20 protein-coding genes are annotated in these 18,732 nt (G+C 54.1%); 9 read left to right on the top strand and 11 right to left on the bottom strand.

The annotated features are described in order from the left end of the window. Positions 1 to 220: 220 nt before the first annotated feature. From ybgC to EDC56_RS17040, 5 genes are all read right to left on the bottom strand, one after another. Entirely contained in the window at positions 221 to 622 is a 402-nt protein-coding gene (ybgC, locus tag EDC56_RS17020) for a tol-pal system-associated acyl-CoA thioesterase (RefSeq protein ID WP_123713782.1), read from the bottom strand. A 45-nt stretch (positions 623 to 667) separates the two neighbouring features. After that, entirely contained in the window at positions 668 to 1,687 is a 1,020-nt protein-coding gene (gene ruvB / locus EDC56_RS17025) for a Holliday junction branch migration DNA helicase RuvB (RefSeq protein ID WP_123713783.1), read from the bottom strand. 46 nt (positions 1,688 to 1,733) lie between these two features. Beyond that, positions 1,734 to 2,351 carry a Holliday junction branch migration protein RuvA gene (gene ruvA, locus EDC56_RS17030; RefSeq protein ID WP_123713852.1) on the bottom strand — a complete coding sequence of 206 codons (618 nt, stop codon included), beginning with the start codon at positions 2,349 to 2,351 and terminating at the stop codon, positions 1,734 to 1,736. A 55-nt stretch (positions 2,352 to 2,406) separates the two neighbouring features. Beyond that, positions 2,407 to 2,928, bottom strand: coding sequence for a crossover junction endodeoxyribonuclease RuvC (gene ruvC / locus EDC56_RS17035; protein ID WP_123713784.1), 522 nt, complete (start codon positions 2,926 to 2,928; stop codon positions 2,407 to 2,409). A 167-nt stretch (positions 2,929 to 3,095) separates the two neighbouring features. Then, positions 3,096 to 3,434, bottom strand: a complete 339-nt coding sequence (locus EDC56_RS17040) for a DUF1820 family protein (protein ID WP_123713853.1) — start codon at positions 3,432 to 3,434, stop codon at positions 3,096 to 3,098. Positions 3,435 to 3,621: 187 nt separating this feature from the next. On the opposite strand from EDC56_RS17040, the gene miaB reads away from it, so the two are divergent. The 9 genes from miaB to EDC56_RS17085 all read left to right on the top strand — a co-directional run bounded on the left by miaB (position 3,622) and on the right by EDC56_RS17085 (position 14,129). Beyond that, entirely contained in the window at positions 3,622 to 4,977 is a 1,356-nt protein-coding gene (gene miaB, locus EDC56_RS17045; protein WP_123713785.1) for a tRNA (N6-isopentenyl adenosine(37)-C2)-methylthiotransferase MiaB, read from the top strand. A gap of 88 nt (positions 4,978 to 5,065) precedes the next feature. Next, a complete protein-coding gene (locus tag EDC56_RS17050; protein WP_123713786.1) occupies positions 5,066 to 6,046 on the top strand; it encodes a PhoH family protein in 981 nt (326 codons plus the stop codon). A 2-nt stretch (positions 6,047 to 6,048) separates the two neighbouring features. Then, complete coding sequence (ybeY, locus tag EDC56_RS17055) at positions 6,049 to 6,501, top strand: rRNA maturation RNase YbeY (protein WP_123713787.1); 453 nt, start codon at positions 6,049 to 6,051, stop codon at positions 6,499 to 6,501. A gap of 102 nt (positions 6,502 to 6,603) precedes the next feature. Beyond that, entirely contained in the window at positions 6,604 to 7,470 is an 867-nt protein-coding gene (locus tag EDC56_RS17060; protein WP_123713788.1) for a CorC family transporter, read from the top strand. A gap of 55 nt (positions 7,471 to 7,525) precedes the next feature. Continuing rightward, positions 7,526 to 8,980, top strand: coding sequence for an apolipoprotein N-acyltransferase (gene lnt, locus EDC56_RS17065; protein WP_123713789.1), 1,455 nt, complete (start codon positions 7,526 to 7,528; stop codon positions 8,978 to 8,980). 106 nt (positions 8,981 to 9,086) lie between these two features. Further along, positions 9,087 to 11,681, top strand: coding sequence for a leucine--tRNA ligase (gene leuS, locus EDC56_RS17070; RefSeq protein WP_123713790.1), 2,595 nt, complete (start codon positions 9,087 to 9,089; stop codon positions 11,679 to 11,681). 173 nt (positions 11,682 to 11,854) lie between these two features. Then, positions 11,855 to 12,478, top strand: coding sequence for an LPS-assembly lipoprotein LptE (locus tag EDC56_RS17075; protein WP_123713791.1), 624 nt, complete (start codon positions 11,855 to 11,857; stop codon positions 12,476 to 12,478). Positions 12,479 to 12,481: 3 nt separating this feature from the next. Continuing rightward, positions 12,482 to 13,495 carry a DNA polymerase III subunit delta gene (holA, locus tag EDC56_RS17080; protein ID WP_123713792.1) on the top strand — a complete coding sequence of 338 codons (1,014 nt, stop codon included), beginning with the start codon at positions 12,482 to 12,484 and terminating at the stop codon, positions 13,493 to 13,495. Positions 13,496 to 13,598: 103 nt separating this feature from the next. Further along, complete coding sequence (locus EDC56_RS17085; protein ID WP_123713793.1) at positions 13,599 to 14,129, top strand: hypothetical protein; 531 nt, start codon at positions 13,599 to 13,601, stop codon at positions 14,127 to 14,129. Between the two features lie 70 nt (positions 14,130 to 14,199). On the opposite strand, the gene EDC56_RS17090 is transcribed toward EDC56_RS17085, so the two are convergent. The 6 genes from EDC56_RS17090 to EDC56_RS17115 all read right to left on the bottom strand — a co-directional run bounded on the left by EDC56_RS17090 (position 14,200) and on the right by EDC56_RS17115 (position 18,724). Beyond that, the gene (locus tag EDC56_RS17090; RefSeq protein ID WP_123713794.1) at positions 14,200 to 14,757 is read right to left on the bottom strand and encodes a hypoxanthine-guanine phosphoribosyltransferase; all 558 of its coding nucleotides are present in this window, start codon (positions 14,755 to 14,757) and stop codon (positions 14,200 to 14,202) included. 142 nt (positions 14,758 to 14,899) lie between these two features. Then, positions 14,900 to 15,514, bottom strand: coding sequence for an urease accessory protein UreG (ureG, locus tag EDC56_RS17095; protein WP_123713795.1), 615 nt, complete (start codon positions 15,512 to 15,514; stop codon positions 14,900 to 14,902). 23 nt (positions 15,515 to 15,537) lie between these two features. Further along, complete coding sequence (locus tag EDC56_RS17100) at positions 15,538 to 16,233, bottom strand: urease accessory protein UreF (protein ID WP_425452469.1); 696 nt, start codon at positions 16,231 to 16,233, stop codon at positions 15,538 to 15,540. Beyond that, positions 16,205 to 16,657 (bottom strand): urease accessory protein UreE, encoded by a 453-nt coding sequence (gene ureE, locus EDC56_RS17105; protein ID WP_123713854.1) that lies wholly within the window; start codon positions 16,655 to 16,657, stop codon positions 16,205 to 16,207. The genes EDC56_RS17100 and ureE overlap by 29 nt, the downstream gene beginning before the upstream one ends. 40 nt (positions 16,658 to 16,697) lie before the next feature. Further along, entirely contained in the window at positions 16,698 to 18,401 is a 1,704-nt protein-coding gene (gene ureC / locus EDC56_RS17110) for an urease subunit alpha (protein WP_123713796.1), read from the bottom strand. Further along, the gene (locus tag EDC56_RS17115) at positions 18,398 to 18,724 is read right to left on the bottom strand and encodes an urease subunit beta (RefSeq protein ID WP_123713797.1); all 327 of its coding nucleotides are present in this window, start codon (positions 18,722 to 18,724) and stop codon (positions 18,398 to 18,400) included. Before EDC56_RS17115 ends, ureC begins: the two co-directional genes overlap by 4 nt. Positions 18,725 to 18,732: the final 8 nt, after the last annotated feature.

Here is an 18,732-nt window from a genome sequence, read left to right on the forward strand (position 1 = left end):
ACTTGCTCCATCTCTAAAATAGGTTCAATTAACTGTTTAGTATGCCTGAGTCCACGTTATCAAACGCCGACACAGTCACCAACAACCGGTAAAGTTAATCGTAGCTTACCGGTTACTAACTAATAATCGAGGCATTTCCTACCTCGACTCTCACATCTATCAAACTGGGGCGCCATTATCAGTATATTTTAGCCACAGCTTCATTGATGTAGGTTGCACTCTAACTGTCTGCCTGCAACGCCTGTCTAATTTCGTGAGGCATGACACTCGGGCGCATAGTCTGCTTATCGACACAGACTATTTTGACCTCACCTCGACACAACAGTTCAGCACCACAGAATACCTCTTGTTTTAATTGCAGGTAGGCGGCACCCGACTTAATTAGCTGCGCCGTCACCCGCAGCTGATCGTCTAATTTCGCCGGTGCCAAGTAATCCGCCTGTACCGACTGCACCACAAACATCTTATCGACGCTAAAGATACTTGTCTTACCAAAGCCCAGCGAGCGCATCATCTCCGTTCGCGCTCGCTCCATGAACTTCAAATAGTTGACATAATAGACGATGCCACCGGCATCAGTATCTTCAATATAGACTCGAATAGGAAACTCAAAGGCAGACATAACTCACTACTACTCATACTCAGGCGCTACGACAAGCGCACTCGGTTAACGTTCTTTGTATTCAGACGCACGGTCAAAGTGTGCATAGCCGTGACGGGTCACCACCCTGCCCCGCGGCGTACGCATCAAAAAACCCTGCTGGATCAGGTAAGGCTCCAATACATCCTCAATCGTATCGCGCTCCTCGCCGATCGCCGCCGCCAAGTTATCCACACCGACGGGGCCGCCATCAAACTTCTCCAACATGGTCAACAACAGGCGGCGGTCGAGATGATCGAATCCGCCCTCGTCGACATTCAGCATATTGAGCGCCGCATCCGCCACCTCGCGAGTCGCATCGCCGTCGGCCTTCACATCGGCGTAGTCACGCACACGGCGCAGCAAGCGGTTGGCGATACGCGGCGTGCCGCGCGAACGTCGAGCGATCTCCTCGGCACCACCGCTATCAATCGTCATGCCCATAATCTGCCCCGATCGCGACACGATACTGGTCAGGTCTGCGCAGTTATAAAACTCCAGACGCTGCACAATGCCGAAACGATCGCGTAGCGGCGAGGTCAACAAGCCGGCTCGCGTGGTTGCACCAACGAGGGTAAACGGTGGCAAGTCCAACTTAATAGAGCGAGCTGCAGGCCCTTCGCCAATCATAATGTCGAGTTGATAGTCTTCCATCGCCGGATAGAGTATCTCTTCGATATTAGGACTTAGACGATGTATCTCGTCGATGAACAATACGTCACCAGGCTCTAGGTTGGTCATGATCGCCGCCAGATCGCCAGCCTTCTCCAGTACCGGCCCCGAGGTGGTTTTCAGGGCCACCCCCATCTCCGTGGCAATGATGTTAGCCAGCGTCGTCTTGCCTAGTCCCGGTGGGCCGAAGATCAAGCTATGATCGAGGGGTTCATCTCGACGACGGGCGGCATCGATAAAGATCTCCATCTGCTCTTTCACCGCCGGCTGGCCAACATAGTCGGCAAGACGAGTCGGGCGTATGGCACGGTCGACACTGTCTCGCTCTTCACGCGATACCGGCTCCGCACTGATTAGACGATCGGTCTCTATCATGCTGGTACCCTGAGGCTAATTCGTACTGTTGCCCGTATTTGTCGCATCACGCCATCCCCTTCAGTGCCATGCGTATCAGCTCTTCGGAGCTGGTAACGCCATCATCGAGCACCCGATTAATCGCCTTGGCCGCGTCCGTCGGCTTATAACCGAGTGCCACCAAGGCACTCTCCGCATCAGCGACCAACACGTTGATATTAGCCGTAGCGGCCTCGGTCTGCACCATCTTGCCATCGAACAGCGGTGCCGGTGCTGACTGCCAGCTCTTGAGACGATCACGCATCTCGATGACGAGGCGCTCCGCTGTCTTTTTGCCGACACCGGGCAGTTTCACCAGCGCCGCAGCATCGCCTCGCTGTACCAACTTCACGAATTCCTCGGCCCCCATCCCGGAGAGGATCGCCAGACCCAGTTTAGGGCCAACACCGCTGACCTTGATCAGCGTGCGAAACAACTCGCGTTCATTCCTCTCGGCAAAACCGTACAGACTCTGGCTGTTCTCGCTGACACTAAAGTGGGTATAGAGTGTCACCTCTTCACCCAGCGCCGGCAGTTTGAACAGCGTACTCAGCGGCACATGCAACTCATAGCCCACCCCCATCACATCCACTACCAGTTCCGGTGCCTGGCGCTCGATTAAAACTCCGCGAATCCTACCGATCATCATACTTTCCAATTGGGTAAATTTGAGCGTATTGGCTACTGCCCCGCCCATCAGCTTAACTTAGCCGGCCGCGGCGATACTTGCGCATAGAACCGGCCATCGCCACCAGGCTAGCGTTGCTGTGGGCAAAACACAGGGCCGCCGCCAACGCATCGGCAGCATCTTCACTCGGCGCCGCCGGTAACTTCAACAACAACTTCACCATGTGCTGCACCTGCGCCTTATCGGCTGCACCACTGCCCACGACCGACTGTTTAATCTGTCGCGCCGAGTACTCTGCCACCGGCAAACTCTGATTGACCGCGGCAACAATAGCCGCCCCTCGTGCCTGACCCAGCTTCAGTGCTGAGCTCGCGTTCTTACCCATAAACACCTGTTCTATCGACAGCTGTTGTGGGCAATACTGCTCAATCAACTCGGTAATACTATCGAAGATAATCTTCAATCGCTCCGACAAGTCGGCCTCAGGCAAGCGGATAATGCCGCTGGTGATGTATTCATGACGGCCCGCAACACTGCTAATGATACCAAAACCGGTTTTTCTCGAGCCGGGATCAATACCGAGGATAATCGCCATAACGGTCTCACCTGTTAAAAACTACTGGTTATTATGACAGTAGTTTTAGGGATTGCCAGCCCCTTGATCAGCAAACAGCAGAAATCTCGTGCGTCAACACCGTCATTCTTGTGCACAAACAAAAACACCGCCCTAGGCGGTGTTTTTCAGTATCTGGCGTTCGCTGGCTATTCCGTTGGCTCTGGCGCATCCGGCACCTTCAGCGCCGAGCGAACCGGGAACGGCATCACCTTGCTGTGCTGTGCTGTAGCGTCACTCACCTTGCTGACGCCTTCTTTCTCGACCTCATCGATACGAATAATGTTGTGCATCGGCAGGTAACTGCGCTTGACACCGGCGAAGTCATCACGAAGCTTATCGCCCTCTTGGTCGCCACCGGGCTCAAAGATGAACTCCTCGACCTCGACAAAACCATACAGATCGCTCTGAAATATCGCGCGCGCGTAGAGCTCGATTATTTGCTCGTGATTGAGAAAAACTACTTTATAAACAGGGGATGAGGCCATCGGTGCAACCATAAACGAGGGGTGAAACAAATTTCTTGCGCCGCTCCTGAAAGGAACAGCCCCCAATAGTAGCACACTATGACAATAAAATAGGCTGATTTAGCCCTTAAAGGGCTGGTATAATGGGGGCCTCTATGAAAATACAACGCGCAGCCACCTTGGCTTGCTTTCGTTTTAAGGTATCAAGATGTCCGAGACAGTGAAGAAGCTCTTTATTAAGACCCACGGTTGCCAGATGAATGAGTACGATTCTGCACGTATGAGCGACCTACTGGGTGAGAGCCATCAGTTGGAGGTCACCGACAACGAGGCCGAAGCCGACGTACTGCTGCTCAACACCTGCTCTATCCGCGAGAAAGCGCAGGAGAAGGTATTTCACCAGCTCGGTCGCTGGAAGAATCTTAAAACCAATAATCCCGACCTCGTCATCGGCGTCGGCGGCTGCGTCGCCTCACAGGAAGGCGAAGCCATCAGCAAACGCGCCCCCTTTGTCGACGTCATCTTCGGCCCACAGACGCTGCATCGTCTTCCAGAGATGATCGACGCCTCGAAACAGAATCTCAACAAAAGTGCCGTCATCGACATCAGCTTCCCTGAGATCGAGAAGTTTGACCGCCTGCCTGACCCCAAGGTCGAAGGGCCCTCCGCCTTTGTCTCGATCATGGAGGGTTGCTCGAAGTACTGCACCTTCTGCGTCGTTCCTTACACCCGCGGCGAAGAAGTCAGCCGCCCCTTCGATGACGTCATCGCAGAAATTGCTGTGCTCGCCAGCAAGGGCGTACGTGAGGTCAATCTGCTGGGCCAGAACGTCAATGCCTACCGTGGCGAGAATCATGAGGGCGAGATCATCGACTTCGCCGAGCTGATCACCTTTGTCGCCGCCATCGACGGCATCGACCGCATTCGCTATACCACCAGCCACCCGACCGAGTTCTCCGACGCCTTGATCGACGTCTACGCCACCGTCCCCGAGCTGGTCAGCCACCTACACTTACCGGTACAGAGCGGCTCCGACCGTGTCCTAGCGCTAATGAAGCGCAACCATATGGTGCTTGAGTATAAGTCGAAGATCCGTCGCCTGCGCAAGATTCGCCCCGATCTATCAATGTCCTCTGACTTTATCATCGGCTTCCCCGGTGAGACCGACAAAGACTTCCAAGACACCATGGACCTCATCGCCGAGATCGGCTTCGACATGTCCTTCAGTTTCATCTACAGCGCCCGCCCCGGTACCCCCGCGGCCGACCTAAAAGATGAACTACCCATGAGCGAGAAGAAGCAACGTCTTGCCATCCTGCAGGCACGCATCAACCAGCAGGCGATGGATATCAGCCGCAAGATGGTCGGCAGCAAACAGACCCTACTGGTCACCGGCGTCTCGAAGAAAGATCCCGGCGAACTGCAGGGGCGCACCGAAAACAACCGCGTCGTGAACTTCAAGGCCGACGATCACAGCATCATCGGTAAATTCGTCGACGTCGTCATTGGCGACGCTTACGCCAACTCGCTACGCGGCGAAATGCTAGGCACACCGGCTCGCTAGCGGTCGTACGCCCTCTAATAAAATCATCTGGGTTCCGCTGCGCGGCTCGATTGCCTGCGCAGCCTACACAACCCGAGGCCAATAGATATTGAATACTTTTACCAGCACCGAAAAACGTCTCTCTCTCGAGCCTAACAACCCACATACGCTCGCCAACCTTTGCGGCCAGCTCGACGAAAACCTACGGCAGATCGAGCAGCGGCTCGAAGTACGCATCCACAACCGCAGCAACCAATTCTCGCTGCACGGCGGCCCGAGCCAGGTGCGTATCGCCAGTCAGCTACTGAAACACCTCTACAAAGAAGCCAAGCAGGGCCAAGAGATTACCCCCGAACTGGTACACCTGTTTTTACAGGAGGCAAATCGAGACGCCATCGTCGACGATTTCGACGACGAGCTGCACGCCAACGAAGTCGTGGTTAAAACTAAGAAGCTGATCGTTAAGCCTCGCGGCGACAATCAACAGAACTACATCAAGCGCATCGCCGACAACGATATCAACTTCGGTGTTGGCCCCGCGGGGACCGGTAAGACCTTCCTCGCCGTTGCCGCCGCGGCGCAGGCTCTCGAACAGGATGAGGTACGCCGTATTATGTTGGTGCGCCCCGCCGTCGAGGCCGGCGAGAAGCTCGGCTTCCTACCCGGCGATCTCGCCCAAAAAATCGACCCGTACCTGCGCCCACTGTACGACGCGCTGTACGAGATGCTGGGCTTCGAGAAAGTCGCCAAGCTAATCGAGAATAACGTCATCGAGATCGCGCCACTGGCCTTCATGCGCGGTCGCACACTGAACAACGCCTATATTATTCTCGACGAAAGCCAGAACACCACGCGCGAGCAGATGAAGATGTTCCTCACGCGAATTGGCTTTGGCTCAACGGCCATCATCACCGGCGACATCACCCAGATCGACCTGCCAGGTGGCGCCAACTCTGGCCTCAAGCATGCTATCGAAGTGCTGAGCGGCGTCAAGGGCATCAGCTTCACTCACTTTGACAGTAAAGATGTGGTGCGACACCCTCTGGTTCAGCGTATCGTCGAAGCCTACGATCATCACGAGGAAGCGTAGCGATGAGCCTGGATATTGATCTGCAGATTGCTGTCGACAGCGCCTGCCCGAGCGAGGCGCAATTCGAGCGCTGGGTCACCGCCGCCATTGCCGATCGCCGCGCCGAGGCTGAGCTCAGCCTGAGGATTACCGACAGCGCCGAGGTACAAGAGCTCAACCGCAGCTACCGCCAGCAGGACAAGCCCACCAACGTCTTGTCTTTCCCCGCCGACTTACCACCGGAGCTCAACATCCCACTGCTCGGCGATATCATCATCAGCGCCGAAGTCGTCGATTGCGAGGCTCAGCAACAAGGCAAACTGGCGGAGGCACACTGGGCCCACATGGTGGTGCACGGCACGTTGCACCTCCTAGGCTACGACCATATCGACGATGATGAAGCAGAGGAAATGGAGGCGCTCGAGACTGAGATACTGACCTCGATGGGCTACCCGGCCCCCTACGACCAAGAGTAGAGTGCGAAGCCGCTAGCTTTCACACGCCGATCGTTTTACCATCAACCCATTATCAACAACCTTATATTTTCATACACACGACGCGAGAATTAGACAAAACGAATGAGCGAAGATCGATCTAGCAACGATCCAGAAGTCAAATCCTGGATCGGAAAACTTACAGATATATTTTCTCCCGAAGCAAAAAACAGCGATGATCTACGTGAGCAGATTCGTTCGGCCGAACAGAATGAGATTATCGATGCCGACGCCCTGAGTATCATCGAAGGCGCGATGGAGGTCTCCAAGCAACAAGTACGAGACATCCTCATCCCCAGCACGCAGATGGTGTCGATTCAAGTTGATACGCCGTTCAAAGAGGCACTGAAAACCATTATTCAGTCCTCTCACTCCCGTTTTCCTGTATTTGGCGAGGATCGCGACGACATTCTCGGTATTCTGCTGGCCAAGGACTTGCTGCCACAGCTGCTCGAACGCAACGAGGAATTCTCCCTCAAAAGCATTCTTCGCCCCGTCAATATCGTGCCTGAGAGCAAACGTCTCAACATCTTACTGCGCGAGTTCCGCGAGAATCGCAGTCACATGGCCGTCGTTATCGACGAGTACGGCTGCGTCGGCGGCCTTGTCACCATCGAAGACGTACTCGAACAGATCGTCGGCGATATTGAAGACGAATTCGATGTGGAGGAGGTCGACAACATCCGCACCATTTCGCCCACCCTCTACAGCGTCGAGGCACTCACCAGTATCGAAGACTTCAACGATGCTTTTGGCTGCCAGTTCAGCGAAGAGGAGTTCGACACCATCGGCGGTATCGTCAGCCAGGGCTTCGGTCGCGTGCCGGAGAACGGCGAGAGCATCGACATCGACGGCTTTTTCTTCACCATCAGTCATGCCGACAGCCGTCGCATCAAAACGCTCTCAGTTACCCCTCCACAGAGCGAAAACGAGGAAGTTTCAACGGATTAAAAGCCGTTGAAGCCACTGCGCCCGCCGGCGTCAACAGCCACTTAGACGAGTCTCCATGTTGCAGAAAATTATCGCTGTTATCCGCGCCGAGGGCCCGCTAGGGCATCTACTTGCCTTCCTCTCCGGCGCGCTGCTGACACTCTCCTTCGCCCCCTTCAATCTCTGGCCCTGTGCCGTGCTCGGTGTCGCCGCCTTCATTGTCAGCCTCGACAAGGTCAGTCTACGTGCTGGCCTATGGCGCAGTTTCTATTTTGGCCTTGGTTTATTGCTAACAGGTGCCTCCTGGGTCTATGTCAGCATCCACGAGTACGGCCCCGCGCCGGCTCCTTTGGCCGCTCTCTTCACTCTATTATTCTGTGCCACCTGTGCCATTTTTTACCTCGTTCCTGGCTATATTCAGCTGCGCTGGGGACGTGGGAAGCTGCTAGGTACCCTCCTACTCTTCCCACTCAGTTTTGTCTTGGGTGAATGGCTAAGAAGCTGGGTACTCACCGGTTTTCCCTGGCTCTTCCTTGGCTATGCCCATCTTGAAACCGCACTAGCCGGTTGGGTGCCCATCGGCGCTGTCTGGGCAGCCTCACTAGCCACCGCGCTGACCGCCAGCAGCATCGCCTGCGTGGTACTCGATCGTCGCACGGCCAGTAAAGTTGCCGCCATCGGCTGTATCAGTCTCGTCTGGGGCGGTGGCTACTGGCTCAACCAGATCGATTGGACAGAGCCCAGCGGCAGGACACTCAGTGTGGCGATGATTCAACCAAATATCGCTCAAGAGCTAAAATGGAAGCCAGAACAACTCCAACCGACACTCGCGCTACTCGCTAATGACAGCCAAGCCGTCTGGGGACACGACCTGGTTATCTGGCCAGAGGCCGCTGTGCCGATGCTTTACCAACGCGCGACCAGCTTCATGACCGTAATGAACAAACAGGCGACCGAACATCACTCAACGCTGATCACCGGTATCCCCTATGCCCGCCGGATTAAAGAGGACGGCCAGTCCGTCACCGCCTACTACAACAGCATCATCGCTAGCGGCCAGCAGCAGAGTGAGTATTTTAAACAGCGACTGGTACCCTTTGGCGAATATATCCCGTTTGAATCGCTGCTGCGCGGCCTCATTAAATTCTTCAACATGCCCATGTCGGATTTTCGCGCCGGTAGCAGCCAGCAGGGTCTACTGCACACGGACAAAGCAGAATTACTTCCATTAATCTGCTACGAAGTTGTCTACCCCGACCTTACCCGTCATCACGCCGCCGCCAGTGACTTACTACTAACCATCAGCAACGACGCTTGGTTTGGTGACTCGATCGGCCCCCTACAACATTTACAGATGGCGCAAATGCGCGCACTGGAAAGTGGTCGCTGGATGATCCGCGCCACCAACGACGGCATCTCTGCAATCATTGATGCTCGTGGTCGCATCGTCAAGCAGAGCGACCGCTTCCGTCACCAGACCCTCACCGGCGAGGTACCGTTGATGCAAGGCAAGACTCCCTGGAGCCAGTAGCCTGCTGAAAGCCTGAAAGCAGTAGCCATGTATGCTATGGCTGCGGTATCCTAACCAACAAATTTTATCCTCCCGCAACCTGCGGCATAGCGAAAGAAACGGTACGATGGAAGAGCAATATTCTCCAAAAAAACTCGAAGCAAAGTCCCAGCAATACTGGGTTGAAAACAAGTGCTTCGAAGTCGACAAAGATGACAGTAAAGAAAAATACTACTGTCTGGCCATGTTCCCCTACCCCAGCGGCAAACTGCACATGGGGCACGTGCGCAACTACACCATCACCGACGTCATCACTCGCTACCAGCGCATGCTGGGTAAGAATGTGTTGCAACCTATGGGCTGGGACGCCTTCGGCCTCCCCGCCGAAAATGCCGCGACCAACCACAACACCGCCCCAGCCAAGTGGACCGATGAAAACATCGCCTACATGAAGCAGCAGCTCAACAGCCTGGGCTTCGGCTATGACTGGAGCCGCGAGCTCGCCACCTGTAAACCAGATTACTACCGTTGGGAGCAGTGGTTCTTTACCCGCCTCTACGAGAAGGGCATGGTCTACAAAAAGATGGCAACCGTTAACTGGGACCCTATCGATCAGACCGTACTCGCCAATGAGCAGGTCGTCGATGGTCGCGGCTGGCGTTCCGGCGCCCTGGTCGAGCGCAAAGAAATCCCTCAGTGGTTTATCAAAATCACCGACTACGCCGATGAGCTATTAAACGACCTCGAACAGCTCGACGAGTGGCCCGAGCAAGTCAAGCAGATGCAGCGCAACTGGATTGGCAAGAGCCGCGGCATCACCATGAACTTCGCCTTAAAGCAGCCTCTCGCCGATGTCGCCGATAGCTTCGATGTTTATACCACTCGCCCAGATACGATTCAGGGCGTCACCTACGTCAGCCTGGCCGCCGAACACCCCATCGCCCTCAAGCTGGCGGAAGACAACGCTGCGTTAGCCAGTTTCATCGCCGAATGTAAAAAGCAATCTGTCTCCGAAGCCGACATGTCGGTGATGGAAAAGAAAGGCATGGACACCGGTCTCAAGGCGCTGCACCCGATTACCGGTGCAGAAGTTTCAATCTGGATAGCCAACTATGTGCTCATGGATTACGGTTCCGGTGCCGTCATGGCCGTACCCGCCCACGATCAGCGTGACTACGAGTTTGCCAAGACCTATGGGCTACCGATCACCCAGGTCATCAAGCCGGCCAATGACGAGCCGATTGATTTAGCGACCAGCGCTTTCACCGAGAAGGGCATTCTCGTCAACTCAGGCGCCTTCGACGGCATGGACTTCGAGACCGCCTTCGAAGCCATTAGCCGCGAACTAGCCAGTAGCGACAAGGGAGAGACAACCACCAACTACCGCTTGCGTGACTGGGGTGTCAGCCGTCAACGCTACTGGGGCACACCGATCCCTATCCTAAACCTGCCCGAGGGTGGCGAAATCGCCGTTCCCGCTGATCGTCTGCCTATCTTGCTACCGACCGACGTGGTCATGGACGGCGTCAACTCGCCAATCAAGTCCGATCTCCAGTGGCGTAAAACCGAATACAATGGTCAGCCCGCCGAGCACGAGACAGACACCTTCGACACCTTTATGGAGTCCAGCTGGTACTACGCCCGCTTCACCTGCAAAGATGTCGATAACATGATGCTCGACAGCGATCAAGCCAACTACTGGCTACCCGTTGATCAATACGTCGGCGGCATCGAACACGCTATCCTACACCTGCTCTACGCGCGCTTTTTCCACAAGTTGATGCGTGATGAGGGGCTATTGAATAGCGATGAGCCATTCAAACGCTTACTTTGTCAGGGCATGGTACTCGCCGAAACATACTACCGTGAACTCGATAATGGCGGTAAGCGCTGGTTTGCACCGACAGATGTCGACGTGGTGCGTGACGACAAGGGGCGTATCGTTAGTGCGACACTAAAGAGTGACGGCGAGCCCGTGATCGCCGGCGGTGTCACCAAGATGTCCAAGTCGAAGAACAACGGCATCGACCCACAACAGGCCGTCGACAAGTACGGTGCCGATACCGTGCGTCTATTTACGATGTTTGCCGCGCCACCTGAGCAGACACTCGAGTGGTCAGACTCCGCGGTAGAGGGCTCGAACCGCTTCATCAAGCGCGTCTGGCGCTTAGTGCACGCCCATACCCAGCAACCAGCTGTATCATTGGATATAGCAAAGCTCAACGACAAACAGCAGGCGTTACGCCGTAAGACGCACCAGACCATCCAGAAAGTCGGTGATGATTACGGGCGTCGACAAACTTTCAATACCGCCATCGCTGCCACCATGGAGCTGGTCAACGAAACCAACAAACTCAAAGAAGATGGCGAGCAAAACAGCGCCGTCATTCGCGAGGCTTTGGAAGCGATCACGCTACTGCTATCACCGATCACGCCACACCTCTGCCACGAGTTATGGTCAGCCCTAGGGCATGACGGTGCTGCTATTGACGCACTCTGGCCCAGCGTTGACGAGTCTGCACTCGTACAGTCAAGCATTCAACTGATCGTACAGGTCAATGGTAAGCTGCGCGCTAAACTAAAAGTCAGCGCAGAAGCCGACAAGGAACAGCTCGAAGCCGCAGCGCTTGCCGACCAGGGTGTGCAAAAATTCCTCGAGGAAAAGACCGTACGCAAAATCATCGTAATACCCGGCAAGCTGGTTAATATTGTCGCCAACTAACGCTGTGGGGGCTTAACCGCCCCCCTGTTAGATAGGCTAACGGTGGTGAGCCCCGCTCGGCACCGTCGTTAACTCGATGTTAAGCTCAGAATAGTTTATCTGACCCCTTGTATTAACCATGATTTTTTTTAAACTCATAGACAACTGCTCTCCCACCCCAAGGCCCACAGACCATGCAGAACACTTCGCTTCGCCACCTATCTCCCAGCCGCCTACTGTGCCTAGTCACACTCTTTATCGGCCTGGTCGGCTGCGGTTTTCAGCTGCGTGGTGAGTTGAATATTGCCGAGCCGGTCAAGCATCTGCATCTCACAGGCAAGACTTCTAACCCCTTTACTAGCCGTGTTCGTCAACGCTTCCCCCTCTACGACATCCATATCGCAGCCAACACCGACCCGCAGGCCTATGAGCTGTCATTCCTCGAGGTAGAGGAAGATACACGCAGCCTCAGCTACGACGCCCTGGCCCGCACCAGCGAATACGAACTCAGCATAGAGGTCGAATTCACACTGCTCGACAATCAAGGCAACACTCTGATTCCACCACGTAAACTCTATGGTGAGAAGACCTATAACAGTAACCCAAACAATGTCATTGCCTCTGACAACGAGGAAGAGCTACTGTGGAAAGACCTACGCGTACAGGTCGCCAACGCCCTACTCAACCAGCTCGCGACTATCGATCCTAACAAGCTAGAGCAACTCAAAGAGGCTCAAGCAGCCGCCGAAGCTAAGCAGGAAGAGCTCGACCGTCATGCGATTCCGCCCACAGCTAACCCTACGAACAGGCCGCAATAAACGGTGAAAATCAGGGCAGATCAACTCGCCAAGAGTTGTCAGAAAGGTTTCAGCCCCCTCTACTGGATCTGCGGTGACGAGCCACTGCTGGTCCAAGAGAGTTGCGAGCAACTGCGTAGCATCGCCCTGCAACAGGGCTACGATGAGCGTGAACGCTACCATGTAGAGAGCGGTTTTAACTGGGCAGAGGTGCTAACTAGCGCCAACAGCCTCTCACTGTTCGCCAGTCGTAAAATTATCGAGGTTCGCCTGACCAAGGGCAAGCTCGATGACAAAGGCAACAAAGCGTTGCAAAGCTACCTAGAAAACCCCAGCCCAGATACGATTCTCATCCTCTGCAGCCCTAAACTCGACGCCAGCGCCAGCCGCAGCAAAGGCTACAAGGCTATTGAAAAAGCGAGTGTCATCGTGCCCGTCTGGCCAGTAGAAGGCTATCAGCTAACCCAGTGGATCGGGCAGCGGCTACAGCAAGCTGGCCTACAGGCTGAACCTGATGCCTGCCAACTGCTTGCCGAGCGTGTCGAGGGCAACCTACTAGCAGCGGTACAGGAAATAGAGAAGCTTAGCCTCCTGGTTGACGAGCCACTAATCACTGCCGACACTGTGATGCAGGTTGTCGCCGACAACGCACGCTACACCCCCTTCAACTTGACCGACAAAATGCTCGCCGGCCAGCCAGCCGACAGCCTTAGAGTTTTGAACGGCCTACGTGCCGAGGGAAGTGAAGCCATACTGGTATTATGGGCAATCACGCGGGAGGTACGCCTTCTCTGTCAGCTGATCAACAGTCCCAACCTCGCCGTCAGCTTCAAGCAATTGCGTGTATTCGACCGCCGCCAACCACTCTATAAGAAAATGCTCGCACGACTGAACGGTCAACGCTGTCACGCAGCACTCGACAACTGTCGACGCATCGACAATATGATCAAAGGTGCCGAGCAGGGCAATGTATGGGACGAGATGGCACTGGTCGTCTTAACGATCAGCGGCCACCCGCTCGAGCTCGCCAGCAACTAAAGCTAAGCGACGTTCTAACAGCTTGTTTATCTGATAAATTTAAGTAGCATAAACATGTTTTCAAGCATCATTAATGGAACAACGACAACCCACAGGGATAGCTATGCAGCCATTAACCAAAATTGCCACCGTACTACTCTGTAGCGCCAGCTTATTTACAGTCGCTGGTTGTAGCCTCTATAAGAGCAATACCTACGTACCCAGCTCATCCTGCGAAGGGCTCAACGACATCATCGCGCATTATCCCAGCGGCTATGCAGAACTCCGCGGTACCGCCAAGCCGCTGCGTAAACTCACCCTGTATGACACTCCCTATCAAATCGTCAAAGGGTCCTGCCACATCTGGGCTTGGGACGATGGTAAGTCGACCTATACCTGCTCGAAGAACTTCAGCTCCGAGAGCGCGGCAGGACAGCTGTTCAAGGAGATGCAAAGCACCGTCGAGCAGTGCCTAGATGATAGCTGGAGCAAGACTATTACGCCGCGAAAACAACCTGAGAATGATAGCAAAATCACCTACCAGCGTGGCAACCAGCTACCCGCCGTGACTCTTCAACGCATCAAAATCGATAAGGTTGGCAAGCCACAGTGGGCGCTCTACCTTTTTGTCGGCGACCTAGAACAACGGCTATAAGGCAGCTAAAAAACAGCCATAAAAAAAGCGCCTAAGGCGCTTTTTTATAAACTCACTATAATGCGAACGATTACTTGCCCTTAATCGCATAGATAGCGGGGAGATTTCGCCAGTAACCTTTGTAGTCCATGCCACAACCAAAGATAAAGCGATCCTCAACATCCATACCGACAAAATCACCGACAATCGCTTTATCTATTTTGCGATCGTGTAGCTTATTAGCCAGTACTGCACTGTATATCTCTGCCGCCCCCTGCAACTTACAAGACTGAATAATTGCAGCAAGTGTCACGCCTTCATCCAAAATATCGTCAACCACGACGACGACGCGACCCTCTAAAGAACGCTGTGGCATGGCACGCCACTCTAAGGTCTCATCACCCACAGTATCATCGCGATAGCGAGTGGCATGACAGTAATCGATCTGAGAAGGAAAGCTCAACCGCTGAGTTACCTCTGAGGTGGTTACCAAGCCACCGTTCATCACACAGATAAACAAAGGATCTCGATCCGCCAACTTTGCTGTAATCTCTGCGGCCATCTTGTCATAGGCCGCTTTGACTGCCTCTTCGCTGACTACAAGATCAGCTTCCGCCATTATTTGACGCGCTTCGGTAACTAGGCTCATGCACTGAATTCCGCTATTGATAACTATGAAAGCGCGAGATTATACCCCGCGCATTAAAAAAACGCATGTTAAAGCTGCAGCAATGCTTGATACAACTCAGTAGTGTTTTCACCCCGCTGAATGTAACCCCTCAATCTGCCTGTTACTGTCTCTCGGCAAGCATGCCTCGATCAATAATAAAGTCGATAATAGCCTGTGTGCCCGTGCCATCTTTCAAGTTTGAGAAGATGAAAGGGGCAGTACCACGCATTTTTGTCGCATCACGCTCCATGACCTGTAATGAAGCGCCCACCATCGGCGCCAAATCGATTTTATTAATAATCAACAAATCAGACTTAGTAATGCCTGGCCCACCCTTGCGAGGAATTTTATCTCCCGCCGAAACATCGATGACATAAAGCGTTAAATCTGATAGCTCAGGGCTAAAGGTTGCAGCCAAATTATCGCCGCCACTCTCCACAAAGACTAACTCCAAGTTATCAAAACGATCGCAGAGTTCATCGATCGCCGCTAAGTTCATCGACGCATCTTCTCGTATCGCCGTATGCGGACACCCCCCCGTTTCGACACCGATGATGCGATCCTTCGCTAAGACATCGTGCTGCTGGAGAAACTCTGCATCCTCCCTAGTGTAGATATCATTGGTTATCACCGCCAAGTTATATTGCTCTGCCATATGGCCGCACAGAGCCTTCACCAGCGCCGTTTTACCAGAACCAACAGGCCCACCAATTCCGACCCGCAATAATTGTGTCATTTCACTCTCCCTATCAACGAAAATCAAGATCTAAACAGACGGCTGTACTGACTCTCATGCCAACTGCTGGCCATCGCTACACCGGTAAGACTGCTACCGACAGCTTCGTCATCAAGACTCAGCGCTCGCTCAACGGCAGTAATAATTACCGGCATAGCCGCCACAATCAATTTCTGCCCAGCAGTTTGCCCGAGCGGCACGATCTTTGTCGCCGCCTGTACCTGATTCTCCAGCCAGCTATAAGCAAAGCCTTCCAACAAAGCGCGCTCATCAATCCCCGCCTCGGCGCCGGCAAGCGCAAAGGCAGTGCAAAAGCTCAGCTCAGTCATCCCCTCGAGTAGCGGCAACGTTGCAATATCAAGCTGCATTAACAGTCGCCTTAGTGCCGCCCCCAACTGAGTGTCCTCGAGCAATAATTCCCGAGTCTCTCTACTAGCCAGCAAGTAATCATTCCAGTATTGCACACCCTCGCAATCCGATAGCTGTAGCGCACGATAGAGACGTAACAGTATCGGCAACTCGAGGTGAGCCAAGCCCTCAGCCAACACACCTTCGACCCACGCAGCAGTGCTCGTGGCGCTATCGATCCAGCCGCACTCAACAGCATACTCCAACCCCTGAGAATAGGCATAAGCTCCAACCGGTAGCGCCGGACTGACCAGTTGCAATAGCTTTAGTCGGGCCAGCCCCTCAGTGCTCATGCCGATGATGCCCACCATGACTGCCATAAGCACCATTCTCCGGCTGAAAGGGCTGGCTCAACCGCTCAACGCGAAGGCCAAACCCTCGCACCATTTCATCTAACACATGATCGTGCTGATAACGCAGCCAACCCTCTCCAAGCTGAAGTGGCATATGCCGGTTACCAAGATGATAAGCTGCACGCATCAACAACAGCGCATCTTCTGCCAAGACAACGGAAACATCCTCTAACGCCGCCTTAACACGTATTCGCGTACCATCCTCTGCCAACAAGCAATCACCATCACGCAAGGTTTGACCTCGCTGCAGCATCCAGCCTAGCTCCCGACCGCAACAAGTCACCGCTTTATAGCGAGAACGCTTACGCTGATCCCAGCTCAGCTCCACCTGCGTATCGCTACTGTCTTTGGCCGTAACTACAGTCTCTCTACATGTCAACATTGTACGACTTACCTCAAGTTTCATTAGCCTAAAATCGTCATTAAAATAGCGAATACAGTTGCGTCATCGGTAACTCTGAGGCCGGCTCACAATCGAGTAGCACCCCGTCGGCATGAACCTCGTAGGTCTGCGAATCAACACTCATTACAGGCTGATAGGCATTCAGTTTCATATCTTGCTTGCCGATGTTTCGACAATTTTTCACCGCCACTAGACGACGCTTTAGCGACAGACTCTCATCCAACTTCGCATCAACCGCGGCCTGACTGACAAAGTTCACCGATGTCGCCGTGGCCGCTCGCCCCAGCGCCCCAAACATCTTACGATAATGCACTGGCTGCGGTGTCGGTATCGAGCCGTTGGGATCACCCATCGGCGCTGCAGCAATCATCCCCCCTTTAATAATCAACGAGGGCTTAACGCCGAAGAAAGCCGGCTTCCACAACACCAAGTCAGCCAATTTCCCTTCCTCAATGGAACCCACCTCGTGGCTGATGCCGTGCGCAATAGCTGGGTTGATCGTATATTTGGCGACGTAGCGACGCGCCCTGAAGTTATCACTCCAATCGCTATCTTCTGGTAACGCACCACGCTGCAACTTCATCTTGTGTGCCGTCTGCCAAGTTCGCGTAACAACCTCACCAACTCGGCCCATGGCCTGAGAGTCGGAGCTTATCATCGAGAAAGCACCGAGGTCGTGCAGGATATCCTCCGCTGCAATCGTCTCCTTGCGAATACGTGAATCGGCAAAGGCCACATCTTCAGCAATATTCGGATCCAAGTGATGACAGACCATCAGCATATCGAGATGCTCATCGATAGTATTGACCGTATAGGGGCGGGTGGGGTTAGTCGATGAGGGCAGCACATTATTAAGGCCACACGCCTTGATGATATCTGGCGCATGCCCGCCTCCTGCACCCTCGGTGTGATAGGTATGTATCGTGCGCCCCGCAAAGGCAGCGATGGTGTCTTCGACAAAACCCGACTCATTCAACGTATCAGTATGAATAGCCACCTGCACATCGTAGGCCTCCGCCACGGTTAAGCAGGTGTCGATCGACTGCGGTGTGGTGCCCCAGTCTTCATGTAATTTTAAGCCACAGGCGCCCGCCTCTAGCTGCTCCTCTAGTGCCAGCGGCAAGCTACTGTTGCCCTTGCCCAGCAAACCGATATTCATCGGTAAGCCCTCAAAAGACTGCAGCATCTTTCCTATATGCCAAGGGCCCGGCGTACAAGTAGTCGCATTCGTTCCTGTCGCCGGCCCCGTGCCACCACCAAGCATCGTCGTCACACCACTCATCAACGCCTCTTCGATCTGCTGTGGACAGATAAAGTGAATATGTGAGTCGATGCCACCAGCAGTGACAATCTTTCCCTCGCCGGCAATTATCTCGGTGCCGGGGCCAATCTCGATATCAACTCCGTCCTGCGTATCCGGATTACCCGCCTTACCTATGCGCCAAATTCGTCCCTCTTTAATCGCGAGATCCGCTTTCACTACCCCCCAGTGATCCAAAATGACGACATTGGTGATAACGGTGTCAGGTGTCTGCAAGCAACTCGCCTGACTCTGGCCCTGACCATCGCGAATAACCTTACCACCACCAAATTTGACCTCTTCACCGTAGTGGGTAAAGTCTTTCTCCACTTCGATCCAAAGCTCCGTGTCTGCGAGGCGTACACGATCACCCAGGGTCGGGCCGAACATCTCGGCATAAGTCGTACGATCCATTGTCGTCATGATAGCTCTCCCTGTCGTTCTAGCGGACCTTGAACCTTGCCGAGAAAACCGTAGACACAACGGCGCCCTGCGAGGGCTACTAGCTCGACTTCTCGAGTCTGTCCCGGCTCGAAGCGAACTGCGGTACCGGCAATGATATTCAGCCGATAACCCCGAGTCTTCGCTCGATCAAATTGTAGCGCCGGGTTAGCTTCGAAAAAGTGATAATGCGAACCTATCTGTATCGGGCGATCTGCATTATTGGCGACCACCACTATCACCCTCGGGCGACCAACATTGAGCTCAATCTCGGCCCCTCGGGTCTCAATCTGTCCTGGTTTCATGCGATTTC

Source organism: Sinobacterium caligoides (assembly GCF_003752585.1).
GTDB lineage: Bacteria > Pseudomonadota > Gammaproteobacteria > Pseudomonadales > Sinobacteriaceae > Sinobacterium > Sinobacterium caligoides.